Annotated in this window: 23 protein-coding genes and 1 pseudogene; 5 read left to right on the forward strand and 19 right to left on the reverse strand. The window is 55.8% G+C overall.

All coding sequences use genetic code 11. From position 1 onward, the window contains the following. Nucleotides 1–43 precede the first annotated feature (43 nt). The 5 genes from U1140_RS04595 to U1140_RS04615 form a co-directional block, all read right to left on the reverse strand. Nucleotides 44–904 carry a segregation and condensation protein A gene (locus tag U1140_RS04595; RefSeq protein WP_369846358.1) on the reverse strand — a complete coding sequence of 287 codons (861 nt, stop codon included), beginning with the start codon at nt 902–904 and terminating at the stop codon, nt 44–46. Beyond that, a complete protein-coding gene (locus U1140_RS04600; RefSeq protein WP_369846359.1) occupies nt 901–1,776 on the reverse strand; it encodes a ParA family protein in 876 nt (291 codons plus the stop codon). Before U1140_RS04600 ends, U1140_RS04595 begins: the two co-directional genes overlap by 4 nt. A gap of 206 nt (nt 1,777–1,982) precedes the next feature. Beyond that, a complete protein-coding gene (locus U1140_RS04605; RefSeq protein ID WP_369846360.1) occupies nt 1,983–2,426 on the reverse strand; it encodes a hypothetical protein in 444 nt (147 codons plus the stop codon). Between the two features lie 457 nt (nt 2,427–2,883). Further along, nucleotides 2,884–5,043: an MMPL family transporter gene (locus U1140_RS04610; protein ID WP_369846361.1), complete on the reverse strand. Its 2,160-nt coding sequence runs from the start codon at nt 5,041–5,043 to the stop codon at nt 2,884–2,886. Nucleotides 5,044–5,046: 3 nt separating this feature from the next. Further along, the gene (locus tag U1140_RS04615) at nt 5,047–5,301 is read right to left on the reverse strand and encodes a hypothetical protein (RefSeq protein WP_369846362.1); all 255 of its coding nucleotides are present in this window, start codon (nt 5,299–5,301) and stop codon (nt 5,047–5,049) included. 188 nt (nt 5,302–5,489) lie between these two features. Here U1140_RS04615 and U1140_RS04620 point away from each other — a divergent pair, with 188 nt between their 5' ends. From U1140_RS04620 to U1140_RS04630, 3 genes and pseudogenes are all read left to right on the forward strand, one after another. Then, nucleotides 5,490–5,915 carry an SRPBCC family protein gene (locus U1140_RS04620; protein WP_147579314.1) on the forward strand — a complete coding sequence of 142 codons (426 nt, stop codon included), beginning with the start codon at nt 5,490–5,492 and terminating at the stop codon, nt 5,913–5,915. After that, nucleotides 5,912–6,403: a MarR family winged helix-turn-helix transcriptional regulator gene (locus U1140_RS04625; RefSeq protein ID WP_369846363.1), complete on the forward strand. Its 492-nt coding sequence runs from the start codon at nt 5,912–5,914 to the stop codon at nt 6,401–6,403. Before U1140_RS04620 ends, U1140_RS04625 begins: the two co-directional genes overlap by 4 nt. Before the next feature lie 160 nt (nt 6,404–6,563). Then, nucleotides 6,564–7,695: pseudogene (locus U1140_RS04630) on the forward strand (IS3 family transposase). A gap of 317 nt (nt 7,696–8,012) precedes the next feature. Here the strand turns inward: U1140_RS04630 and U1140_RS04635 are convergent. The 14 genes from U1140_RS04635 to U1140_RS04700 form a co-directional block, all read right to left on the reverse strand. After that, a complete protein-coding gene (locus U1140_RS04635) occupies nt 8,013–8,804 on the reverse strand; it encodes an ABC transporter ATP-binding protein (protein ID WP_147579312.1) in 792 nt (263 codons plus the stop codon). A 53-nt stretch (nt 8,805–8,857) separates the two neighbouring features. Beyond that, nucleotides 8,858–9,844: a FecCD family ABC transporter permease gene (locus tag U1140_RS04640; RefSeq protein WP_147579311.1), complete on the reverse strand. Its 987-nt coding sequence runs from the start codon at nt 9,842–9,844 to the stop codon at nt 8,858–8,860. 23 nt (nt 9,845–9,867) lie between these two features. Beyond that, nucleotides 9,868–10,812: a FecCD family ABC transporter permease gene (locus tag U1140_RS04645; RefSeq protein WP_459076886.1), complete on the reverse strand. Its 945-nt coding sequence runs from the start codon at nt 10,810–10,812 to the stop codon at nt 9,868–9,870. Between the two features lie 77 nt (nt 10,813–10,889). Beyond that, nucleotides 10,890–11,825: an ABC transporter substrate-binding protein gene (locus U1140_RS04650; RefSeq protein ID WP_369846365.1), complete on the reverse strand. Its 936-nt coding sequence runs from the start codon at nt 11,823–11,825 to the stop codon at nt 10,890–10,892. A 159-nt stretch (nt 11,826–11,984) separates the two neighbouring features. Next, nucleotides 11,985–12,908, reverse strand: coding sequence for a site-specific tyrosine recombinase XerD (gene xerD, locus U1140_RS04655; RefSeq protein WP_369846388.1), 924 nt, complete (start codon nt 12,906–12,908; stop codon nt 11,985–11,987). A gap of 5 nt (nt 12,909–12,913) precedes the next feature. Next, nucleotides 12,914–13,651, reverse strand: a complete 738-nt coding sequence (locus U1140_RS04660; RefSeq protein WP_369846366.1) for an NUDIX domain-containing protein — start codon at nt 13,649–13,651, stop codon at nt 12,914–12,916. Continuing rightward, nucleotides 13,644–14,693 (reverse strand): copper transporter, encoded by a 1,050-nt coding sequence (locus U1140_RS04665; protein ID WP_369846367.1) that lies wholly within the window; start codon nt 14,691–14,693, stop codon nt 13,644–13,646. Before U1140_RS04665 ends, U1140_RS04660 begins: the two co-directional genes overlap by 8 nt. Before the next feature lie 3 nt (nt 14,694–14,696). Beyond that, nucleotides 14,697–15,878 carry a putative cytokinetic ring protein SteA gene (gene steA / locus U1140_RS04670; RefSeq protein ID WP_369846368.1) on the reverse strand — a complete coding sequence of 394 codons (1,182 nt, stop codon included), beginning with the start codon at nt 15,876–15,878 and terminating at the stop codon, nt 14,697–14,699. Nucleotides 15,879–15,960: 82 nt separating this feature from the next. Beyond that, entirely contained in the window at nt 15,961–17,688 is a 1,728-nt protein-coding gene (recN, locus tag U1140_RS04675; protein WP_369846369.1) for a DNA repair protein RecN, read from the reverse strand. Between the two features lie 12 nt (nt 17,689–17,700). Continuing rightward, nucleotides 17,701–18,705: an NAD kinase gene (locus tag U1140_RS04680; RefSeq protein WP_369846370.1), complete on the reverse strand. Its 1,005-nt coding sequence runs from the start codon at nt 18,703–18,705 to the stop codon at nt 17,701–17,703. After that, nucleotides 18,702–19,559 (reverse strand): TlyA family RNA methyltransferase, encoded by an 858-nt coding sequence (locus U1140_RS04685; RefSeq protein WP_369846371.1) that lies wholly within the window; start codon nt 19,557–19,559, stop codon nt 18,702–18,704. Before U1140_RS04685 ends, U1140_RS04680 begins: the two co-directional genes overlap by 4 nt. 57 nt (nt 19,560–19,616) lie before the next feature. Beyond that, entirely contained in the window at nt 19,617–19,784 is a 168-nt protein-coding gene (locus tag U1140_RS04690; protein WP_369846372.1) for a hypothetical protein, read from the reverse strand. Between the two features lie 3 nt (nt 19,785–19,787). Continuing rightward, nucleotides 19,788–20,834, reverse strand: coding sequence for an HAD-IIA family hydrolase (locus tag U1140_RS04695; protein WP_369846373.1), 1,047 nt, complete (start codon nt 20,832–20,834; stop codon nt 19,788–19,790). Continuing rightward, nucleotides 20,834–21,655 carry a tetratricopeptide repeat protein gene (locus U1140_RS04700; RefSeq protein ID WP_369846374.1) on the reverse strand — a complete coding sequence of 274 codons (822 nt, stop codon included), beginning with the start codon at nt 21,653–21,655 and terminating at the stop codon, nt 20,834–20,836. The genes U1140_RS04695 and U1140_RS04700 overlap by 1 nt, the downstream gene beginning before the upstream one ends. 263 nt (nt 21,656–21,918) lie before the next feature. On the opposite strand from U1140_RS04700, the gene U1140_RS04705 reads away from it, so the two are divergent. Both U1140_RS04705 and U1140_RS04710 read left to right on the forward strand, forming a co-directional pair. Then, on the forward strand, nt 21,919–22,461 hold the full coding sequence (locus U1140_RS04705) for a thermonuclease family protein (protein WP_369846375.1): 543 nt from the start codon (nt 21,919–21,921) through the stop codon (nt 22,459–22,461). Between the two features lie 49 nt (nt 22,462–22,510). After that, nucleotides 22,511–23,635 (forward strand): aminotransferase class I/II-fold pyridoxal phosphate-dependent enzyme, encoded by a 1,125-nt coding sequence (locus U1140_RS04710; protein ID WP_369846376.1) that lies wholly within the window; start codon nt 22,511–22,513, stop codon nt 23,633–23,635. The last annotated feature ends 154 nt before the right edge of the window (nt 23,636–23,789 follow it).

A 23,789-nucleotide genomic window follows, 5' to 3' on the forward strand; every position in this document is an offset into this window, starting at 1 on the left:
GATTACTCTCCTTTGCGAACGTTTTCCTGTGCTGCCGAACCGACTATTCCCAGTTTGCAGCACCGACCACCGCAGGGTCGACATCCAGACCAGTCCAGGACACCGAGAGTTTTTCGAGCGCTTCTGCTTGTTCCGTATCCACGGCACGAGCCTTGTATAGCTCCAGCAGTGCGAGAAACCGGCCGACAATATGCATGGTATCCGGGCAATCACGGGTTAAGGCAGCAAACGTTGTCCACTCACTAGCTCCGAGCAGTTTCAATGAATTAAGCATCACACCTGCTTGTTCGGGGACGGATACGGCCACGCGGTGCACGTGATCCGTGCCGACCTCTTCAGGTGGTTTCGGGCGGAACACCCCCGCAGCGAGTTCCGCGAACGACTCCGGAGTATGGCCCAGGTTGAGCGGCGGTAGCAGCTCGGCGAAGCGCTGCTCGATAGCAACCGCCCGTGGGTAGCGCTGTTGCGCGTTGCGTTGCCACTCAGCAAATAATTCCGCGACCTGTTTATACGCCCGGTATTGCAACAAACGCGCGAACAGCAGGTCTCGCGATTCGAGTAGCGCGAGGTCGTCTTCGTCATCAACTTCCCCGCGGGGCAAGAGGCGTGCTGCTTTCAGGTCGAGCAAAGTCGCAGCGACCACTAAAAATTCTGTGCGCTCATCAAGGTCTGCTTCGGGGTCCAAAAACCGCGTGTAGGCCAGGAATTCGTCGGTCACCTCATGCAGTGCAATATCCGTGATGTCCATCTTTTTGGAATGGATCAGTTGCAACAGCAGGTCAAACGGACCTTCGAAGTTGGCGAGGGCAAGGCGAAAGCCGGTGATCTCTGGTTGTTCTGGGTTTGCCGGTTTGCCCTGTTCGTGCTGTGCGGTGCGAGTCTGTGTAGCGTGAATATGCGTCATGCCTGCGCGTTCGCGGTGCGCTCCATGACCTCGAGCGCCAATGTGCGGTATTGCTGGGTTGCCTGCGAGCTTGGGGCCCAGCTCGTGATCGGCTCACCGGCCACCGACGTTTCTGGGAAGCGCACGGTACGGGTAATGACGGTGTCGAAGACTTTATCGTCGAAGACTTCCACCACGCGATCCATGACTTCTCGAGCGTGTTTGGTGCGCCTGTCGAACATCGTGACCAAAATGCCCAGCACTTCCAGGTCAAAGTTAATGCGCTCAGAGACCTTTTCCACGGTATCGGTCAGCAGCGCCAATCCGCGCAGGGAGAAAAATTCGCATTCCATCGGGATAATCACGCCGTGCGAGCACGCCAGAGCATTGACCGTCAGCAAGCCTAGTGAGGGCTGACAATCGATGATGATGAAATCATAATCGCGCATCACTGGACGCAGGGCGCGCGCCAGGGTGTGCTCGCGGCCTACCTCATTAACCATCTGGATTTCTGCTGCCGAAAGGTCGATATTCGCCGGAACCACATCAAGGTTGTCGGTGTCGGTCTGCAGAATTGCGGAGTGGATGCTGGTGTGATTGTCCAGCATGACGTCATAGATGGTGTCTTCTAGGCGGTCATGGGAAATTCCCAGGCCGGCCGACAATGCGCCTTGCGGGTCCAAGTCAACCAACAGGACTTTACGCCCATGCTCTGCGATGCAGGCACCCAAGTTAATAGTCGTGGTGGTCTTGCCGACGCCACCCTTCTGATTACACATCGAGATGATCGTGGCTGGACCGTGTTTGTCTAGTGGTTTCGGTTGCGAGAATTCACGTTTTGCACGGCCGGTGAGGCCGGTTGTTTCCGCCTCAAAGAGCCCGTCGTCACTCATGTCCTCGCCTTCCTGCATCAAGACTAAATCCAGAGCCGCTCTTCTTTACCGACCGGCCCCGGCCAGCAGCATGTCTCTGTGTTGATAGACCAAACTTACAACGCTGTTATTAAAAAAGTCCACCTGCTTGACAAGCGAACACAATAGACAAGGCTGTGGCCTTGAGCTAATAACTGCTCAACCCGGCTACGACTTGGCTCAAAATTCTACATACCGAAGGGTTCCCCGTTCCACATAGCCTCGATGAAATTCAGCATAAACTCTTTGTCCAAGTATCTTACGGCGACGTGGATATTAAGCATCGATTCTAGACTCGGTGAACAGAGCAAAGAGTCGACCACAACACGATGGTCTTTTTCCAAATGAGAACCGAAATACCAGAAGGCATCACTGTGGGCTCGGAAACCACCCGCAGCGATATAGAGAAAAAGATCATGCTCAGAAATTCCAGCATCGCGCACCAGTAATAGATTTGCACGCGAATAGAAATTCTCTTCGGAAAAACCCTCCACAGGTGGCGTGCGTTTCCACTCGTCTTCCAGTGTAAATGCGCGTTCGGTAATGGTTTTCTGGCTATACTGCAGCGCTTCCTGTAACGGGCTAGTCTGTGTTAGCTCTTCTCGCAAGGTCATTGCTCCATCAGAAACCATATGCCATTATCCTTTTCGTAGTTGTACAAACAATAGACTTTCCTGTGGTACCACCCTTGGTCGTTGTATTAATTAGCCTTTGTATTACATTCATTCTCAGAGTGATACGAATGCAGAATTGTTTTGTAAGGCTCGCCCCCGGAATGTGGACACGTCGGGGGGTTAACTATGCGACTTTAGCCAGTGTAGCTGAAGTCTCGGCTTCAAAAACATCAGGAGCCACAAGATTGCACCAGGAATGCCGCCTGCGCGTGTTGTAGCGCATGCACCACCGGAAGACTTCCTGACACCCTCCGAACCAAAGCCTACTTCTTTAAGACTACGGGCAAAATAACATCTCGTGTCCTTAGAGCACCTATTGCGGGGTACTCAGTCGATGTGCCCACTTATGCGCACCTAGTCACCCTGCGGGTCATGGGCCAATTGCACGGGGTAGACATTCACGATGTCCGCGTCATCAGACGGCCACGGGTGTGGGCTCTGGACGTCGGGGGTCATCGGCTTCACCTCCTCCCAACTCAGTCGTGGTAGTGGAGGTACCACCCCACACACTCGGCCCGATCAGCGTCAAGATCGACGGCAGCAGCAGTGGACGGACGATCAGCGCGTCCATCGCGACGGCCATGGCCAAGCCCAGACCGACCTCGCGCACAATGCTGATTTCCGCGACCATGAACGAGAGGAATACTCCGATCATGATGATCGCCGCAAAGATCACCAACCGTGACGTCTTGGCGATTCCCAACGCAATGGCACGACTGTGGCCCGCACCGTTAACGAATTCTTCTTTCATGCGGGAGGCCATGAGGACCATGTAGTCCATCGACAGGCCAAAGACGATGGCGAAGATAACGATCGGGGTGACCGAGTTGATGGAATCACCCGTCACAGCTTTCCATATAAAGGACAACAATCCCATCGCCGCAGAGACCACCAGTCCGTTGAGGGCAACCGCGAGGACGGGCAGGCGCCACGAGTGGAATGCCCAGCCCAGCAGGGCCAACGAGATGAGCACCACGGCTGCGATGATCCAGGGAATGGAGCTTTCGACCAAGCGGTCAAAATCATCCCCCTGGGCGGTGGCTCCCGAGACGTAGACATCAGCCTGGTCGCCAGTGAGATCTTTAATGTCTCGGATCATCTCGTGGGCGTCATCAGAATCCGGCAGTCCCGTCGAGGTGACGAGCACGCGAGAGTAATTCACTGACTGTTGCGATCCCGATAGTGGGTAGGGGGAGAACTTTTCCTCTGGCGTCCCTGGGACAAGCACCTGATCGACGTTGCTGACGCCACCAAGTTGGTCGGCGAATGCTGTGGCTTTCGCCTGCACGTCTTCAGCTGATTCGCCCGGTGCCCCTTCGAAGGTCACGCTCGTGGGGAACAAGGCGCGGGCATCGAGTTCGGACTGGATCGCTTCGATGCCCTCACGGGAATCTTTGCCCTCTGGGAGGATCGACGCGCTGGCGACTGGGACCTGCAGCTTAATTCCCGCCAACGGTGCGGCACATACGAGCAGTGGCACGACGACCGCGAGAGCCATGATGGCTGGTTTGGCCAGTGCAGTGCGGAGCATCGGTGAATCTTTTTCCTCCTCGATGACCAGCGCGTCGTGGAAGCCCGGCAGTTTGCCGAAGAAGAGTCGGTCACCGAGCACGGTGATGATGGCCGGCACCAGGGTGGACAGAGCAAGCAGCGCAATCGTCGTCACAATGATCCCTGCCAACGCAATAGAAGAAAAGACCATATTCCGAGCGATAAACAGGGCGCACAAGGCGGCGATGACGCTTAGGCCACCAAAGCGGATGGCATGCCCCGCAGTATGCGTCGCCAGGCGCAATGCCTCCGGTTTGTCAACCCCAGCGTGGATGTTCTCTTTGTAACGAGCAATGAGGAAGAGACAATAGTCCACGCTCACGGCCAAGCCGATCAATGATGCACCCGTGACGTACATGTTCGACACATCCATGAACTGTGCCAAGACCGTCCCGGCACCTTGTGTTCCCGCCAGGCAGATGCCCGCCGTGATCAGCGTGACCGCGGTCGGACCGACGGCTCGGTAAATGAACAGCAGCACGAGGATGAGCAGCGGGAAGGCGATCATTTCCGCGTGCAGGGCATCTTGCTGGGACTGAATATTCAGGTCATAGTCCAGTGCCGCAGCGCCCGTAACATGACTGTCTACCGCGGTGCCGTCGACAGCCTCGGCGACTTTGTCACGGAGTGTGGGCACCATGTTCTGCGTCGTCGTGTTGTCGGCGTCGAAGCCGACTTGGACGATCTGCGTCTGCCCGGAGTCAGAGCCGAGCTGCGCGACTTGTCGTCCATCCGTCACATGCTCGACGTGTGGCAGCTCGTGGATGGCAGTTTCCACGGCGTCCAGTGTTGAAGAATCGACGGTCTCGTCGGAGGTAAGCACGACGGAGAGTTCATTGTCGGCGTCGCCGAAGGCCTCGCGGTTGATGTCTTGGCCGGCGAACGATTGACCGTGTTGGTCATTAAAGCCGCCGGCTTTGACGGCGTCGTTAAGATGCCATGCGCCGACCGCGCTGAGGACAAACACTACTGCCCACAGGAGAATCACGAGCTTGGCGTGACGCTGAACAAACGTAAGAATCATGAGTTACGGCCTCCCGTGTGCTGCGTCGGTGAGCTGGGCTACGGCACCAGAGATCTTCTCTTTGCGCGCGACTCCTCGGGAATCACCAGCATCAATGTTGTGTAGCGCGTGTTCGTAGGCGTCGACGGCGCCGGAGGTGTCACCGGCGGCAATATCCGCGACGATGTCTTCAATGGGAGCCAGGTGGGTTTCTGCATCGAGGCGAGCGGTGGTCGTGGTGTCGTTGGTCTGCGGAATGTCGGTCAGCATGCGGGTCATGGTGAGATCCTTTCGAGAAATACCCGTGACACAACATCGATGTTGTGTCATTGATATTTATACTGCAGGCCGCAAATGCACTCCACACGAACGATAAAGTACCCGACATTGGGGGTATTTTGTTACATAATTCCAGCGTACGAAGTAACCACTCCCTTTTTATTGGGTGATTACCTATCATTCATGCCATGTCATTAAAAACTCAGAATTCCGCGGTTATTATTCTTGAGCATGATCCGTCTATGATTAGAAAAATCCTGCTCGACATCAGCAATCTCTCCACATGGAACCCTGCCTTCAGCAATATCGGACCGGAAGATTCCGACGGTGCGCATCCCGTGACCGTCCGTAGCCTCCTGAAAGGAAAATTAACCTACACGCAACCCTCCCCTGACGTCATCACGTTTCATATCGAGATCCCGGGCCTCACCGAAGAATCCACCTTCACCCTCATCCCAGATACTCGCGGCACGACGGTCGCCCACACCATCAACCAGCACGGTGTCCTCACCGCTATCATCGGTAACCACGAAGCCTCGCTCGTCCCCCACAAGCGCCTGACCCGCCTCGCCCAGATCCTCAACAACTCCTCCCCACACGACATCCCCTCATGAACAAGACCATTGCCGACCGCCCTGAAGAGTTCCGCTACCTGATCCTCGCCCTCCAACGGCAAGGAAACCGACAACTCAACAAGCTCTTTGCACAGCTGGACCTGACCAATTCCCAAGCCGAAGCCATCGAAGTCATCGGCGCCTACGGCCCGATGAGCACCCGAGAAGTCGGCGATTATCTCGTCTGCGAATCCGGCAGCCCCAGTCGCCTGCTCACCACTCTCGCATCCAAAGGGCTGACGATGACCTCCCAGTCCACCACAGATAAACGGGCAACGCTCCATGCTCTCACGCCGGCAGGTCGTGAAATGGTTGCCTCGATCACCAATCTCAAGAAGAACTTCGACGACAGTATCGGTGATGCCCTCACCCATGCGCTCAGCGCTCACCCGGACGACATCCTCACCCAACTGACCTGTCTGCTGACTGACCCCTCCCTAAGCGCAGCCATGAAGAAGCGCTACCCACACCTGTTCGACAAGCTCTAGGTTCCAGTTCCATCGCGACGACATCAGGTCAAATCCGGTGGAGTGGTGTATTGAAGCGTCCTGGGTTTAGTTCCTACCTCAGATAAGGAAGGATTAGGCACTATGCCCAGAAAAGTATTCCGTCGAGTTTAAGGAAAAGGCGGTCCATCAGATCATTGAAATGGTCCGCTTGGAGTCCTGCTCACTACAGCGCCTACGAACAGGTCGGCGAGCTCCTCGGCGTATCACGCCACACATTGCGGGCGTGGTACCACGACAGCGCCTCAGCACAAGATGGCCGCACAACGCCGGATAGCGAAACAATGAAAGAAGAGCTTGGGGCGTCTGCGTCGAGACAACCGTGAACTGAAACGAGCAAACGGGTTTCTCAAAACTGCCTCGGCTTTTTCCGCAGCGGAACGCGACTACCCCACGACCACATGATCTCCTATATCGACGCGTATAAAGATCAGTGTGGGGCCCGGGGCCATCTGCCGCGTCCTTCGAAAGCAGATCGTGGATTTATCACCTCACGCGGCTACTGGAAAGCCTCTCAACGTATCCCAAGTGCGAGAGCGTTAAGCGATAGCCTGCTCATTCCAGAGATTCGGCGTGTACACGCGGAGAATTTTTCGGTCTACGGTATTCGAAAAATGTGGCACGCTATGAACCGCGAAGGCTTTCATATCGGACGCGATAAGACTGCCCGGTTGATGAAACTAGCAGGTGTTTCCGGGCGCAGACGTGGACGACACCCGGTAACAACGGTAAGCCCAAAGACACCGGATCATCCCCCGGACCTGGTGCAGCGTAACTCTCGTACACACGCACCGGGCAGGCTTTGGGTTGCCGACATTACCTATGTTCGCACTCTGTCGGGATTCGCCTACACCGCATTTGTAGTTGATGTCTTCAGTCGGAAAATTGTTGGTGTTGCCACGCGCTCTACGATGCGTACTGATGCGCTGCCGATGGAGGATTTAGAGCACGCTTTAACCACTGTCGGAAGAATCCATGGCAACCAGTTGATTCACCATCGTGATCGGGGCAGTCAGTACGTGTCGTTGAAATATTCAATGGCTTTAGCTGAGTCTGGAATTCGCCCGAGTGTGGGAACAGTCGGCGACTCCTACGACAACGCATTGGCAGAGACAGTCAATGGACTCTACAAAGCTGAACTCATCTACCCCCAAGGCCCGTGGACGTCAGTGGGAGAAGTTGAGTTGGCGACCTTGCGGTGGGTGCACTGGTGGAACACCAAGCGCCTTCACGAAGCATTGGACTACGCCACCCCGCAGGAAGTAGAAATCTAGTACCACCTCACCCAGCCCGTCAATGCGGGGTAGTAAAAGAAGCGGAACTAAACCCAGGACGCTTCATACGTTGGATATTATTTGTCGGAACGTTAAGTCGGGAATTACCCCTAAGCATCTTTAATACATCCCAAGGGCGCATTCCACTAATCTCTAACCGTTCCTCAGGAGTCAAGGCTGGTGTTACCAGTTTTTCTCGCTCTAACGATTCAATTAGACGTTTGTTGATATCAATTTACGCATTAACTAGACGCTCTCCAAACTTCTTAAAGGTAAGCATAACCTAGTTTCAAAAATAGTCAAGAGTAGTCCTTGCCTCATAAACTGTACGGAACGGGTAATTTCCTTCCAGTCGCCGGATCTTCCAGCAACAAACAGTTAACCGCGAAAACTTCTTGTACCAGTTCTTTAGTCAATACATCTGCAGTATTTCCGGCACGTACCACTATCCCCTCTTTCATCGCGATAACATGATTCGCATATCGTGCAGCTTGGGTGATGTCGTGCAGGACCATCACTACAGTATGCCCATCAAGGTGCAACTTCTTGACCAAATCAAGCGTCGATAGTTGGAATGCGGGATCAAGATACGTTGTTGGTTCATCCAGTAACAGCGTCGACGCTTGTTGGGCGATCGCCATCGCGATCCATACCCGTTGCTGTTGGCCACCCGACAAATTTGTTGCATCTTGATCCAATAACTCTGCGATTCCAGTTTGTTCAGCTGCGTCTTCGACTGCCAAAAAATCCTCGTGCGATAAATTCGCAAAGATTCCTGTATGGGGATACCTTCCAAAGCTGATTAAGTCACGGACTGTAAGTCCTTCAGGTACTGTTGGCTGTTGGGGCAGATACGAAACCATTCGCGCAAAATCGCGGGAGGAAAAATTTTCTAGCTTAACGTCTCCGAGTTTAATTACTCCTGAAGATCTCGACAATTGACGTCCGAGCACTTTCAATAACGTTGATTTACCAGAGCCATTCGGTCCTATTATTGCGGTGACCATGTTTTTCGGAATATGCACGCTGACGTCAGATAAGACTGGCGCATCGCTATACCCCGCGACGATATTGTGTCCGGTAAGTGCGTTAGTATTTCCGGTATTCATCTCGGACCCCTAAGATATGTATCGTATATTTGCATAAATAGTACCTACTCAGGTCAGATACCTTTTGATGTAATTCGCATGAGTAAGAATACGAAGTACGGTGCACCTATTATCGCAATCAGCGCACCAACTGGTATCTCAGTCGGGCTAAACATCCACCGTCCCAGCGCATCAGAACCAACAACTAATGCACTCCCTATGACTGTTGCCATCGGCAATTGCCGTAGTAACTGTGGACCAACCAATAGGCGTGCTAAATGCGGTACGATCAAGCCCGCAAATGCGAGTACACCAGCTGCCGCCACGGCAGCCGCACCGCTAACGATCGCACAACCAATGGCGAGCAGCCGCCAGCGCAACGGCATCGCTCCGATTCCCTTCATTGTGGCGTCATCAAGCAGCAAGACATCAAAATGCTTCGCGATGATCAGGCTCAAGCAAAATACGGTAACGACAATCGGGCCGACGACAACAGCATCCGAAAGCGAGCGTGCATACAACGAGCCTTTCAGCCACGCCATCGCGGCCCCTGCTTCGGGTGCAGTACGAACGAGTAACAACTGCGTGACTGCCCCAAGTCCTACAGAAACTGCAACACCAGTTAACGCCAAGCGAATCGGATTATTCACGCCTTTTCCGGAAGCAACTAAAACTAAGCCTGCACCTATACAAGCTCCGACTAGCGCGACCGGGGTGAGAGCTTGTGCCGGCAATGCACCTGCGCCAAGCAATGCGACTACCGCAGCAAGCCCTCCTCCTGCAGTAATCCCTACGGTATCTGGGGCGGCAAGTGGGTTCCGTAGCCCTAGCTGCAGTAAGCAACCAGAAACCGCCATCCCGGCCCCCGCAAACACCCCAACAAGCGCTCGCGGGACGCGGAATTTCCAGATGAGGTTGTCAGCCTCCATCAGGCGTAGTACGACTTCACTAGGAGGTACAGCTACAGCTCCAATTCCAAGAGCAAGCACAATCATCAAGAGTAAAACCGCAGTCGCGATAGCAAAGGCAACGATAAACCGCGTTGTCGATTGGGTGGCCATTATTTCATCCTCCACCAGTAGGCCTAAGATTTTTTAGACATGTGGTTTATTCCCCAAAGCAGCACAGGCACACCAGCAATGGCGGTAACGATTCCTACGGGAGTCTCAGCCGGAGCCCATACCGCTTGACCGACAATATCTGCGAGCAACAGCACGAATGCACCAAGTAAACCAGCCACGGGTAACGCCCACCGGTGGTTAACACCACAAACCCGGTGAGCAGCCGTAGCAGCCATAAGACCTAAAAATCCAATCGGTCCAGTCGCAGCAACACAGGGAGCTATAAGAATAACCGCAACGACGATCGCAAGTAATCGCAACAACGCCGGTTTTGCACCAAATGAGCTAGCAACTTGATCATCCGCAGTCAAAGTATCAAGCTGTTTACCGCCAATGACCATCAATGGCAGAAAAATAATCAGGCAAATTAATGAAGGCCAGATTTCTGGTAACCTCACGCCAGCAAGTTTGCCGGAAAGCCAAGATAATACAGTGGCTAACTGTGCCTCATCAAGGACCAAAGCAACCGATGTTAAAGCACTAAATAACGCGCTCACCGCAATTCCCAACAGAACCATACGCTGCACAGATATTTGCTGTGATTGGGTAGCGGAACCGCGTAGCCCGAAAAAAACCGTAATCGCACCCGCGACCGTGGCACCGAGTAATGCCCAAGGCAACAGAGTTAAACTACCCGAATTCCCTGAAAAAGCACTTGCTGCTACCGCTCCGAATGCCGCGCCAGAATTAACACCTACGATATCCGGATCTGCTAGCGGATTTTTTGTAGCTGTCCGTAGAAGAACGCCCGCTACCCCAAGGCACATCCCGACAACAACTGCAGCGATAAGGCGATCGCGGTTCACCGCGACAACTTCGGCGAGCAACCATTCAGCATTTTGAGGAGCTTCAACCTGCAGCATACGCCAGCAAACTATCACTGTAATGCTAATAAGCGCTCCGACCACTGTTAAGGTCGCGCGAACTTGTCTTGTTCGCGTCCTAACACGGACGTTGGTGCTAATCTTAGTTTTCGTTTCTACGTTCACTTCTGTCGCGCGTGGTCGATAATTTCATCGAGCATAACCTCGGCGGCTATCGGTCCGCGTGAGCGCGACCAAGTGTCTTGTTCAACGTCAACCACGTCATCGACAACGTCAGCCCATGGACTGTTGTAGAAAGCTTCTTGATCGTTATAAAGAAACAGAGTGTCTAACTCCATTGTTGACAACTTATCACCGGTAAGCTCAGCTACATCTGTCTTTGATTCGATCGCACTCTTTTCTCCCTGGTAGCCGTATTCGTAGCCTGCAGCAGTTAATAACGAAGCCGGGAATGAAGGATCCACCCAGGTATACAAGGTGTCCTTCGTCCAGCCAATCAGTGCAGAACGAGCGCCGTCCGGGACTACGTCTCTAGCCTTTTCCACTTTAGTTTCAATACGATTACGCACTTCTTGCGCCTTATCTTGGCGATCGTATTTAGCTGCGATTTCGTCCATTGCATCCAAAACTTCGACATAGCTATCGTCTGAATAAGATTCTGTAGGTGCAATTTCAGCTAGTTGATCCATTATCGCAGCATGACGCGTTGGGCTCGCCAAAATCAAGTCTGGTTCGAGCGATTGAATCACTTCCAGGTTTGGTTGTTTCGCTTGCCCAACAGATTCAATGCCGTCAAGTTTACCTTCCAGGGTTGCCGGTGCCCTTGATTGCCCGATCTCCACAATTCCGACTGGCTCCAGATCAAGCGCATGAAGGATTTCTTCGTACCGCCAATCAAGCGCCACAATGCGAGGATCTTCTGTTTCAGCAGCAGAACCTCCACCTACAGAAGAATCATCGGTAAGTTTCTCATTACTGCATGCTACAAGAACAAAAGCAGAAAAGAGTGCAACCGAAAAAATAAGAATTGCTCGCAGGTTTATCGTATGCCGATAATCCGAAACTTCAGATTGAACACGCCGGTATAAATATTGCATGAGGTTAACTTTACACAGACTGCCCAGAAATTCAATACCCAAGGCTAACCTATTTAATGTATAATTCCACAAGCGAATTTGATGAAATTATCGAATCATGGCGAACCTTTTGTTCGCTTTTGCACGACTTTTACTCCCCCTTTTGTGCACCCCCAGCAACTACGCCCGCGGGTGCGATTGCGCCCAGACTTCCCGCATGTCATCCGCGCTAACGTGGGTATAAATTTGCGTCGTAGTTACTGAAGAATGACCTAGTAATTCCTGTACGGTTCGCACATCAGCTCCGCCGGAAAGCAAATGCGTGGCGAATGAATGCCGCAGCGTGTGCGGGGAAATCTTGGCACTGATTCCCGCGCACTGCGCAGCTTCTTGCAGTACTTTCCACGCGGATTGCCGTTTCAATTGTGCCCCACGCGTGTTCAGGAACAGAGCATGGCTGGTTCCCTTGGCCAGCAGGGGCCGGGCCCGCACCACGTACTCATTGCACGCGTCTACCGCGGCCTGGCCGATGGGAACAATGCGCTGTTTCGAGCCTTTACCGGTCACCCGGAGGATCCGGTCGCCATCAGCAGCATGTCGGAAATCATCGAGGCTCAGATCCAGGGCCTCCGAAATACGCGTGCCTGTGGAATACAACAATTCCAATAAAGCCCGGTCCCGAATATTCACCGGGGTTGCTGCCTGCCCAGTCGGGATCGCTTCCAATAAACGCAGCACCTCATCGATGGAAAGAGCATCCGGTAAATTCTGCGCGGCACTCGGTGGCGCAATTCCCGCAGCCACATCTTCTGCCAATTCGCCTTCACTCAACGCAAATTTGTGCAACCCACGCACCACAATAAATGCTCGGCTAGTCGAAGCCACCCCCAACGGTTTATAGCGAGCAAACCCGGTCTGCAGATTCCGCAAATAACCTTCCAGATCGGCTGCTGTTACCTGACTTAAGTGCGTATACCCCAGCTGCTCCAACCACGTGAGGTAACGCTGGATATCGCGCCGGTAGCTCTGCAACGTGTTTTCGGAATGTCCCTTTTCCACGGCCAGGTGATCCAGCCAGGTATCGGCAATCGCGCGCGCTGTCACCGACATTATTCGTGTGCGCTCGTCTCGGGGACCTGCGTAAGAGCATCACCCGGCTTAACCTGCCCAGTTGCTTGTCGACGCCGTGCCAACGCAGTCGGACGCAACTCGAACGGAGCCTCCACGCTGCGCAACTGAGTCCCTGCCTGCAGGTGCTGGTGTGCCAGCAAAATTCCCGTCACTGCAGAAGCGTTCGTGATCTCGCCAGCACACACCATGCCCACAGCGTCGGCAAGCTCGACCCATTCCAATTGCATATCGGCTTCTTCATCGCCGGAATTACCGATCTCAGCAGCCGCTGCAGGATCGTCATCTGCTTTGCAGACATCTCGGGCAAGGAAAACCCGGGTCGCTTCATCAGAAATACCAGGGCTAGTGGCAATATCACCCAGCACCGCCCAGTGCGCTGCGCGCGCCCCGGTCTCTTCGTGCAGTTCGCGTTGTGCACATTCCAGTGCCGTCTCGCCCGCTAGATCCAATAACCCAGCCGGGATTTCCCACAATCGCTGTCCGAAGGCATGGCGGTATTGGTGGATGAGTGCAATGCGGTGGTGCTCGTCGAGCGCCACTATGGCTGCCGCCCCGAAATGCTCCAGGATCTCGCGGGTTGCTGAGCCACCGCCCGGCATCGCAACGGTATCGCGGCGCAACCCAATGATCGGCCCTTGCGCGAGCAGCTCTGATCCGAGCGTGGAAAACTCGTGTTGGCCCCGCGACTGCGCTGCCGCAACCCGACGGTTATTCATTGTCGGATCGACCGGCTTCTGCTTGCTCTGCTTCTGCGTCTTCGCTTCCAGCGTTAGCAGAATCAGCATCAGCATCTGTATCAGCATCCTGACCGGCGTTTTCTGGCATGACAGCATCGGCGTTGTCGGCGTAGCCGTAGGCACCGCTGCCTTGTTCGAGCTGTTCTACGACCGCCAAAACCGCGGCCAGCCGGCCCCAGGTTTGATCAATAGCATCGACGGTGCTGACTGCCGCGGCCGCGTCTTCGTCGTCACGCAACTGCGCGAGCACGCCCCTAGACTCTGCTGCCACTCCATGTCCGGCAACCACGGTGGCTCCACCGGCTTTATCCAGGGCTTTGGCGAACGCTGCTTGACTCTTCGCGGCAAATTCTCCAGCGCTACCGGAGGTACCGTCGCCAGTAACCAGCACGATTGCCTGCCCCGGCAGAATGGTTCCGGTCTCATAATCCAGGTAGCCGGCTTCAGCCAAGGTTTCGAGCAACAAACCGCGATCTTCGGTGGTGGAATTCGGCGTATCCGTGCCTTCCGCGAACGTCAGGGCGGCGCCCAAGGCTTGGCCGGCGTGCGTTCCGGGATCGCGCTCAGATTCTGACAACTCGGTGCCCGCAGGAAGCGTGTTCGACACGATGGTCTTTAGTTCGTCAGCACCGTCTTGGGCGAAGAATTTTTCTGCGAGCTGAATCACCCCAGAATCAATCGCACCTGCACGGTCTAACGATGCCCGCAATTTCTCTACCTCGCCGTCATCGGCATCGGCGGTAGCCAGCACCAGCACTGGCTGTTCATCGAGCACGCCGTTGATGATGTCCTGGCCGCTGGCTGCAACCACCTGATCAGCAGCGTCGGCCATGCGCTCGGCACGTTGCTGTTGTTGTGCGAGTGACTCGTGCTCGGAGGCAGCGACGGTATCACCCGAACCAAGTGCTTCGGTGCCACCGGGAATATTGGGGCTGAGCAAGAAAACGCCGAAGGCAGCGCCCAGTGCCAAACCAATTCCGGCGCCAGCCACCCCGACGCCTGTTCGTGATGTACCTGCCATGAACTAAAACCAACCTTGCACTGTCGAGAAAATGTTGTCCCAAGTATCGGCGATGTTGTCGGCAAAACTGCCGGTTCCGGCAAAACCGACGATCAAAACAATCGCTGCCAAGGCCACCAGGAGCCCCAATGCAGCCCACAGCCAACCCGCGGCAACGCCACGGTTGGTTTGGTATAGGCTGATGACGGTGTTGGCATCAACCAGCTTTGATCCCACTTTCGTGCGGGTCAACAGCGCTGCGGGGCTGGCGTGGTCTGATTGTTGGAAAATATCGCTCAGATCCAGCGCACTGCCGACGTTCACGATCGAGTTCGCGCCGTGGTAATCCGCCAACAGCAACGCAAGATCGGTGGCGTTATCAATCGCTGCCGGGAAGGTCATCGCACCCACACCCAGATCTTGGATGCGCTCTAATCCGGGCGCATGCCCGTCAGGATCGGCCGGCAGCACGATCTGTGCGCCACAGCGCAGCGTATCCGCCTCAACCGAGGTGGGGTTTCCGACGATAATTTCCGGGGTATAGCCAAGCTCAAGCAAGGTATCCGCGGCTTGTTCCACGCCGATGATCGCCGGGCGGTATTCGCGGATGAAATTGCGCAAGTTTTTGATCTGCGCGCGGTGATGCAGCCCAGGGCTGACCACCAAAACCTTCCGACCCGCCAACCCAGCATCAATATCTGGGATGCCTAAGCCGTCGATAAGCAGCGGGCCTTCCGAGTGTATGAACTGGATGGTGTTGCCGAAATAGGCCTCCATGTGGTCGATCAACGACTGCTGGGCTTCTGCAAAGGATTTTTCGGCAGCTTTCCGCGTGACCACTTCACCTTTACCGATGAAGCGTTCGCCGAGATAGATTTCGCCGTCGTCGGTGACGCGGGCTTTTTTGCCTTCCCGCATCGCCGAAGCGAAACCCTCGCCGGCGTTTTCGATGAGCACGACTTCGTCGTCCAGCAACATATGCGGTCCGTAATTCGGCACGCCGCCTTCGGTGAATCGAGCGACGTTGATCACCACCGATGGGCCCGCGTCGACTAAGTCTTGTGCTTCTCGACGCGTAATGTCTGCGGCATTAATCACCGCGATATCGCCGCGGTTGAATTTGCGCATTCCTTTGCCACCGGGAGTGCAATCACGCACGGTAGCCTGAATTCCAGGCAGATCGGCATCTTTGTTAAACAACCCCATGAATAATCATTTAACACGCGTTGCCGCCGGTGGTGGCCAAGGCGCGCCTTGCAGCAGCGCGGCAATCTGCTGGCGGCGGTATCTACCGTTGTTGTTTATCGCGGCTTGCTTTCTCCAATAACTCCGCGGCATGTGCGCGCCCTGTCGCCGTATCATCCAGACCTGCCAACATGCGCGCGAGCTCTTCAACGCGTTGCTCGTGGTCCAAGGTCAGCACGCCAGACGTTACGGTCTCATCAGTGACTTCCTTGGCGACGTGCAAGTGGGTATCTGCATACGCCGCGACCTGCGGCAGGTGCGTGACGACGATCACCTGATTGTGCACGGCCAAGCGCGCGAGCCTGCGGCCAATCTCGACGGCAGCGCGGCCGCCGACGCCAGCATCCACCTCGTCGAACACCATCGTCGCACCCGTGGTTCCGGCAGAAATAATAACTTCGAGCGCCAACATGACGCGGGATAATTCACCACCTGAGGCCGCCGTCGACAGTGGTTGTGCGCGCGCCGCATCGTTGGGAGCCAACAACAACTCGACCTCGTCAGCGCCATAGTCGCTCGGTGCGATCTCGCGGACGGCGACTTCCAAACGTGCCTTCGGCATCGCGAGGCCTTGGATTTCTGCGGTAACGGCTTTTTCCAGTTCAACGGCTGCGCTACGCCGGGCCGCCGTGAGCTCGCTGGCTGCTGCCCGCATGTCTTTTTCTGCTACCTTGACCTGTTTTTGCAGCTCTTCCAATGCCTGCGCAGAGGTATCAATGCTGGATAACCGCACACTCGCCTCGTCCTTCCAGGTGATCACTTCGCTGATCGTCGGCGCGTATTTCCGCGTCAGCGTTTTCAGCTCATGCTGGCGCTGCAAGGATGCTTCCAGCTCGTCCGGGTCTGCGGGCAACTCGCCCAAAAACCCACCGAGCTCGGCAGAGATTTCACCCAATTGGGTGGTGATTTCACCCAGCTTGTCCGCGATGGCAGCGAGCTGCGGATCTTCCGAATCACGCACTGCAGATTCGGCTTGCCCCAACAAGGTCGAAGCGGGATCTGTTTCGGTGAAGCCATCTTCGCCGCCGGCAGCTTCCGGCCCATCGATCGCGGTCAGCGCCGCCATTGCTTGTTCGCGCAGCGAATCTACATCCTGCAAACGGCGAATCCGCTGGATGAGTTGTTCATCTTCTCCCGGTTCCGGGGCAATCTGCTCGATTTCGTCGATCGCGAACTGGAGCCGGTCAACCTCTTGAGCCAGCTCGCGACGCGATTCCGTGCGGACTTTGAGGTCGCGCTGCAGTTTTTTCCATTCGCGGTAATGCTGTTGATAGTTCTGCAAAAGACGTGCATTTTCCGGCGCATACCTGTCCAATGCGGCGCGTTGCTGCTCAGGCGCTAAGAGGCGCAGCTGGTCATTCTGTCCATGAATAGCCAAAACATAGGAAGAAAATTCCGCCAGTTTGGCCGCCGGGACCGACCTTCCCCCAAGGTGCGCTTTCGACCGCCCCTGCGCACTGAGTGTTCGCGCAACAAGGTACTCGCCGTTTTCGTCGGCAGCCCCACCGCCAGACTCGACCAGTTCTGCCACTGCCTGCTGTGCACCAGTGCTCAACTCGTCGGCAAGAAAGCTACCTTCGACCACGGCTTTGTCGGCCCCGGTGCGCACCCGTGAAGCATCGGCGCGTGAGCCGGCCAACAAGCGCAGGCCGGTGACCACCATGGTTTTTCCGGCACCGGTCTCGCCGGTCAGCACCGTCAGCCCGGTGGATAATTCGGCTGTGGCGTGATGGATCACGCCCAGGTCTGTGATAGTGATATCTGCGAGCATAACCTTGGCCTACTAGCCTCCCCCTCGTGCATTGTGATCCTGGCTCGCGGAGTAGTTGCCGCGCCGCAGCCCGCGCGGGCCACGCCAGCCTTCTACCGGGAGCCAGAATTTGTTGACCAAACGATCAGTGAACGGTTTGTCATCCAAGCGTACCCACCGGATTGGGTGTCTGCCGCGGACAACTTCCACACGAGAACCCGCTGGCATGGTGATTTGCCGGTGTCCATCCATGATCGCAATCGCTTCATCGGTCTCAGACGCCGATTCGACAGCCACCGTCGAGGCTGGCGAAACCACCAAAGGCTTTGCAAATAGCGCGTGCGCATTATTCGGTACCACCAAAATCGCATCCAATTCTGGCCACAGCACCGGGCCACCAGCAGAAAATGAATACGCTGTCGAGCCCGTCGGCGTAGAAATCAGCACCCCATCGCAGCCAAAAGAGCTCACCGGGCGGCCATCGACCTCCAAAATCGCGTCCAACACACCCCGGCGATTCTGGCTGTACATGCTGACTTCATTCAGGGCCCACGACCTGCCGACTTCAGCTCCGGCGGCATCGACAACGACAGTGTCGATCGTCATGCGCTCTTCAATACGGTAATCACGCTTGACGACGCGTTCTATCGCCGTTTCCAGCGATTCCTCTTCCCATTCCGCCAAAAAGCCGACGTGCCCCATGTTCACTCCAAGCACGGGAACGTCGACCGCGTGCGCGAGATCAGCCGCGCGCAAAAACGTGCCATCTCCACCGAGCACCAGCACCAACTCGCAGCCCAATGCTGCGTTGGGTTCAGCGTCGACAAGCGGGTACTGCGATAAATACTCATGCTCGCGAATACCTGTGGTGCGCTTGTCGACGACGATACGCACCGAGATATCAGCCGCAGATAACAACCGCACGACGCGTTCGGTGGTTGCCACGTTTCCCATACTGCCGGTGTGTGGGACCAACAAGACGACGCGGTCAGCACTGCTCGACGCTGCATGCGCGCTCGTCGTATTCAACCTCGTCACTGTGGTCCTTCCTGCACCGCGCGCTGGATAAGTTCGCGGAGTTGTTGCCCGGACGGTTGCTGCTTGCCACCGTCTTTAGTAAGCCATAGGAAATATTCTACGTTTCCATTCGGACCTGGTAACGGTGAGGCCCCAGCTGCCACCGTGGATAGACCTAATTCGGCAGCGAATTCGGCCACACCGAGGGTGACTTCCGCGCGTAATTCCGGGCTGCGCACCACCCCAGTTTTGCTCAGGCGTTGTTTGCCGACTTCAAATTGCGGCTTCACCATGGGTAGAAGATCGGCGCCGTCGGCAAGCACCTCCACGATCGCGGGCAACACCAACCGCCAGGAAATAAAGGACAAGTCTCCCACCATGGCGTCGCAGTAGCCGTTGGTATCAGCGCTAGTGAGATAGCGCAGGTTAAGTTGTTCCCGCACGCTCACTCGAGGATGCTGACGTAATCGGGGAAGCAGCTGGTCGCGGCCAACGTCGGCCGCGATGACTTCGGTCGCGCCGCGCTGCAAACACACATCGGTAAAGCCGCCGGTGGAAGCACCGGCATCCAGAATCTTTTTGCCCTGCAGGCTGAGCCCTGCGGGTTCAAATTGTGCAAGAGCACCGAGCAGCTTGTAAGCGCCCCGCGAGGCCCAGGCTGGCTCGTCACTGCCAGTGACGACAATCTCGGCATCGCTACTTACGGGCAGTGCAGACTTTTTGGCTACCGCTCCATTGACGGTGACCTTGCCTGCTTTGATCTCGCTGACCGCGTGTTCCCGAGAGCGTGCGAGTTCGCGCGCAACGAGCAGCGCATCAAGCCGACGCGGCCGACTCGCTGGACGCTCGCTTTCGTGGCTGGGTGAAGCAGGCATTGTTACTACTCCTGGTCTGGGCTGGTCCTATTCTGCTGATCTGGATAATTGCGGCTGCTATTTTTCCTGCAAACCACGCTGCAATACCTGGTGGGCGCGTTCGAGTTGATCTGCCTCTGCGGCTAAATCTGCCGGTTGCTCGGAAAAGACTTCCGCGAGCTCGTCGGCAAGCTCATCTGGGGTAATCGCAGGAGCGTTCGGATCATGCGGTTTCGGTACCGGCATCGATTATTGCCAATCTGCAGCGGCGTGTTCAGCTGCCTGGGAACGCGGGTGAATATAACGCGGCGGCTTCGGCATCGCCCACGCAACTTCCAGTACGGTGCGCAGGGCAGCCAGGGAGTTGGCGGATTGCGCGGCCCCGGAGGCTTGAGCGGTTCCAGCACCGGCTGCAGGTTCGGTATCGCCACGTTCGAGCAACACGTCGTGTCCGTCGCCGCGGGCAGTAAAGCCTGCTTGCGGGCCGGGACGCAATTGTTCGGCAGGCTGCAAAACTGCAGAAAAATCAGCACCAATATAGGTAGGACGGTGCTCTACTGGGGCCTCGAGTAGTTCGATCGCGCCTGACACACCGGTCATCACATGCAGCGAGGCAAATCCCGCATTATTAGCGCCTGCGATATCGGTGTTGAGGCGATCACCGATGCATAGCGGGTTCTTCGCTCCAATGGCTTGTGCGGCGAGGTGGAATAACTCAGGTTCGGGCTTTCCGGCAGCGCGTGGATACACGTCCGTCGAGGCGGTCACCGCCGCTGCCATCGCGCCGTTGCCCAAGCAAAAACCGCGTTCGGTCGGCAAGGAGGTATCAGCGTTGGTCAACACGTACCGGGCGCCGGCACGCAGAGCTAATGCAACTTCGGATAGTTGCGACCAGCCAGTCTCCGGGTTATGCCCCTGGACGACGGCAGCTATCCCCGCGCCCGCAGGATCGTCACTGGCAGAGGTGCACACCGCATAGCCTGCTTCTGCAATCAACTCGTGCAACCACGGTGTACCGACGACGAGAACTTTCGCACCAGGGTCTACTTCCTGCTGCAGTACCTGTAGCACGGCATCTGCTGAGTTGAACACAGTCGGCGACTCGTCGTTGATTCCCAGCCTGCGCAACTTGTCTGCCACCACCGAATGTGGCTTCGAGGCGTTGTTGGTGACGAAGGCGACCGGCAGCGAGATCTCGTTCAGCGTCGCTATGGCTGCTGCAATAGCGGTATCGCCATTCCAGACCGTGCCGTCTAAGTCGACGAGCAAACCATCATATTGATCAATCAGCGCCATTAGTTCTCCTCTAGTTCAGCCAGCCGTTCTTCGGCATCCGTCCATTCTTCTTCATCGATGGCGGCAGCGTGGTCAAACCACTCAACGGCTTCGTCGCGACGGCCTGCTTCCAGCAACGCATTGGCGTACGCATAGCTCAGGCGCACCGCAGCCATCCCGCGGTCTGCTTTGTCTGGGTTCGCGCGTTGCAACGTGATCACGGCGCTGTCTGCTTGCCCTTGGTCCAAGCGGGCGCCCGCGGCAACGATAGCCAGCTCGATAGCCTGGTCGGGGTCCAGTTCTTTCGCTTCTGGGGCGCGGGATAGTTCGATGGCTTTTTCGGGTCGACCCAAACCGCGTTCGCAGTCTGCCATGACGGCCAGCAGCCCTGGCCCGCCGTGCATGCGTCGGGAAGCCCGCAGCTCGGAGAGCGCTTCTTTCCATTCCCCAGCATGGTAGGCGGCGATGCCGTTGACCTCACGAACGACAGAGACCCGGCCGGCGCGGTCTTTCGCGGAACGCGCGTGCCGGAGTGCCAGCTGTGGGTCTTCTTCCATCAGTGTCGCGGACATGATCATGTGCTTGGCGACGGCATCAGCGTTTTCTTTCGACAGCACCTTCAGGTCCTGCAGTACCGATGGGTCGAGATCGTCCGGATTGACGTCATCTGGCAAATCAGGATCCGTCGAGCGTTTGTTGAGGCGTTCTTCGCGGAAACCAGGCCGTTGCGGGCCTTTGCGCGGTTGTGCGGAACGCTTCGGCCCGAATTTCTTCTCACCCCGATGTTGGTCGTGGGTACGTTTATTGCCGGTCCGCCGCTGCCCTCGCGCGGGTTTGTTCATGAACGATCCTCTTTCTAATTTTTCTTGCTTGCCAACAGCTTCCGGGGATCACGCTGCGCATTACGCGAGCCGGATGTGGGCTGTGGCTGTAACTGTTAGTCAGTTTAGCGAACGCAGAACAGTCACGATAGCTCACCGCAAACTCCTGCAGCGAGTGCTGCTTCCCTCTCGTTGAACGCTGTATGCAACAGCAACGATAAGATGGGATGCACTGCATAATTGAAATAGCTGAAATAACTGAAAGCGCATACGAGAAAGACATCATGGCACGGAAATCAACCAATGTAGTTTCGCTTCTTGCGCTCGCGGTAGCGGGGCTCGGTACTTATTCATTTTTCAGCACTGGCGATCAGCCCGATAAGAACGAGGCAGACAGTAGCCAACAGGTAACGGTTTCTCATGTCGTCGACGGTGACACCATTAGAGTTTCCAAGCCAGGTGAAACAGAAACCACGCGAGTGCGTCTTTTGAATATTGACACCCCGGAGCTCGACAAAGAGTGTTATGGCGAAGAAGCAAAAAGATTCGTCGAAGATTTGCTTCCGGAAGGTTCCACCGTGCGACTCGAATATGATCAACAGCGAGCAGACCACTATGGACGCGAGTTAGCCGGCGTATATGCAGGGGAAACCTTGGTGAATAAAGAGGTTGCCGCGGCGGGCCTTGCAGTCCCGGTGCTGGTGCAGCCTAATGACTTGTATTACGACGAAATTAGCGACGCGGTTGCAGCCGCCAAGCACGAAGGCAAAGGTGTATTTGCAGCCGATAGTGGCTGTAGTTTCGCCGACTACAAAACCAGAAACTAACACACTGACACGCTGACACACACGCATTACTGAACTCAGGGAGCGATCAATGACCGTACAAAGATTGCAGCAATTCGGCGAGACAATCTTCGCCACGATGACGCAATTGGCCACAGAACATAACGCAATCAACTTGGGCCAAGGCTTCCCAGATTCCGATGGCCCACCGCGCATGTTGGAGATCGCTAGCGAGAATATCGCTGCGGGTAACAACCAGTATGCTCCACTCCGCGGCGTACCGACTTTGGTGCAGGCAATCGCCGAGTCTTACGACGTGCCGCGGGAGAACGTCACGGTCACCGTCGGCGCCACCGAAGCCATCAGCGCAACTGTGTTGGGCTTAGTCGAACCTGGGCAAGACGTCATTGTGCTCGAGCCGTATTACGATGCCTATGCGGCCGCCATTGCGCTTGCCGACGCGAACCGCATCGCGGTTCCACTCAAAGCATCGGGCGAGTCTTGGGATGTCGATGTAGAGGCCGTACGTGACGCGATAACTGACAACACCGCGATGATCATCATCAATTCCCCGCATAATCCCACCGGAGCTGTGTTCAGTAGTGCCGCACTGGAAGCACTGGCAGCGTTGTGTATCGAAAAAGATCTGCTTGTCTTGGCCGATGAGGTTTATGAGAATCTAGTATTCAATGGCCACAAACATCTATCAATCTCGTCGCTTCCGGGGATGGGCGAACGCACGGTGGTTGTTTCTTCTGCAGCGAAATCGTATAGCTGCACGGGTTGGAAAACTGGCTGGGCCATCGCGCAGCCGCATTTGTTAGACGGAGTACTGAAAGCCAAGCAGTTCATGACTTTCGTTGCCACAACTCCATTCCAGCCGGCCGTGGCGCATGCGCTAACCCATGAAGCTCAGTGGCTTGGCGACATGGTACGGGAACTCGATACTTGCCGTGAAATTCTTGCGGCCGGGCTACGGGATGCGGGATACCATGTACACGATTGTCGTGGAACCTACTACCTAGTTGCAGATGTTGAGGCCTCTGGCATGGATGGGGTGGAGTTCTGTCAGCGATTGCCAGAAACCAAAGGTGTTGCGGCGATCCCGTTGTCCGCATTTACAGATGAACCAGAGCCTTGGAAGTACAAGGTTCGTTTTGCGTTTTGTAAGCGCCCGGAGGTCATCCGGGAGGCAGTGAAACGTCTGCTGGGTTAGTGGGGTTGCCTGCAAATCGTGGACACGTTGTTAAGCTGCTTAGGGGTTAAGCAGCGGCCTTCTTATGACCATTTTGATCAGCGAGCTGGGCTTCGAAATCGACGGGGCTTACCATCCCGATGAACGAGTGGCGACGGCGCCGGTTGTGCAATCC

The sequence above is a fragment of the Corynebacterium drakensteinense genome (assembly GCF_041224285.1).
Classification (GTDB): Bacteria; Actinomycetota; Actinomycetes; order Mycobacteriales; family Mycobacteriaceae; genus Corynebacterium.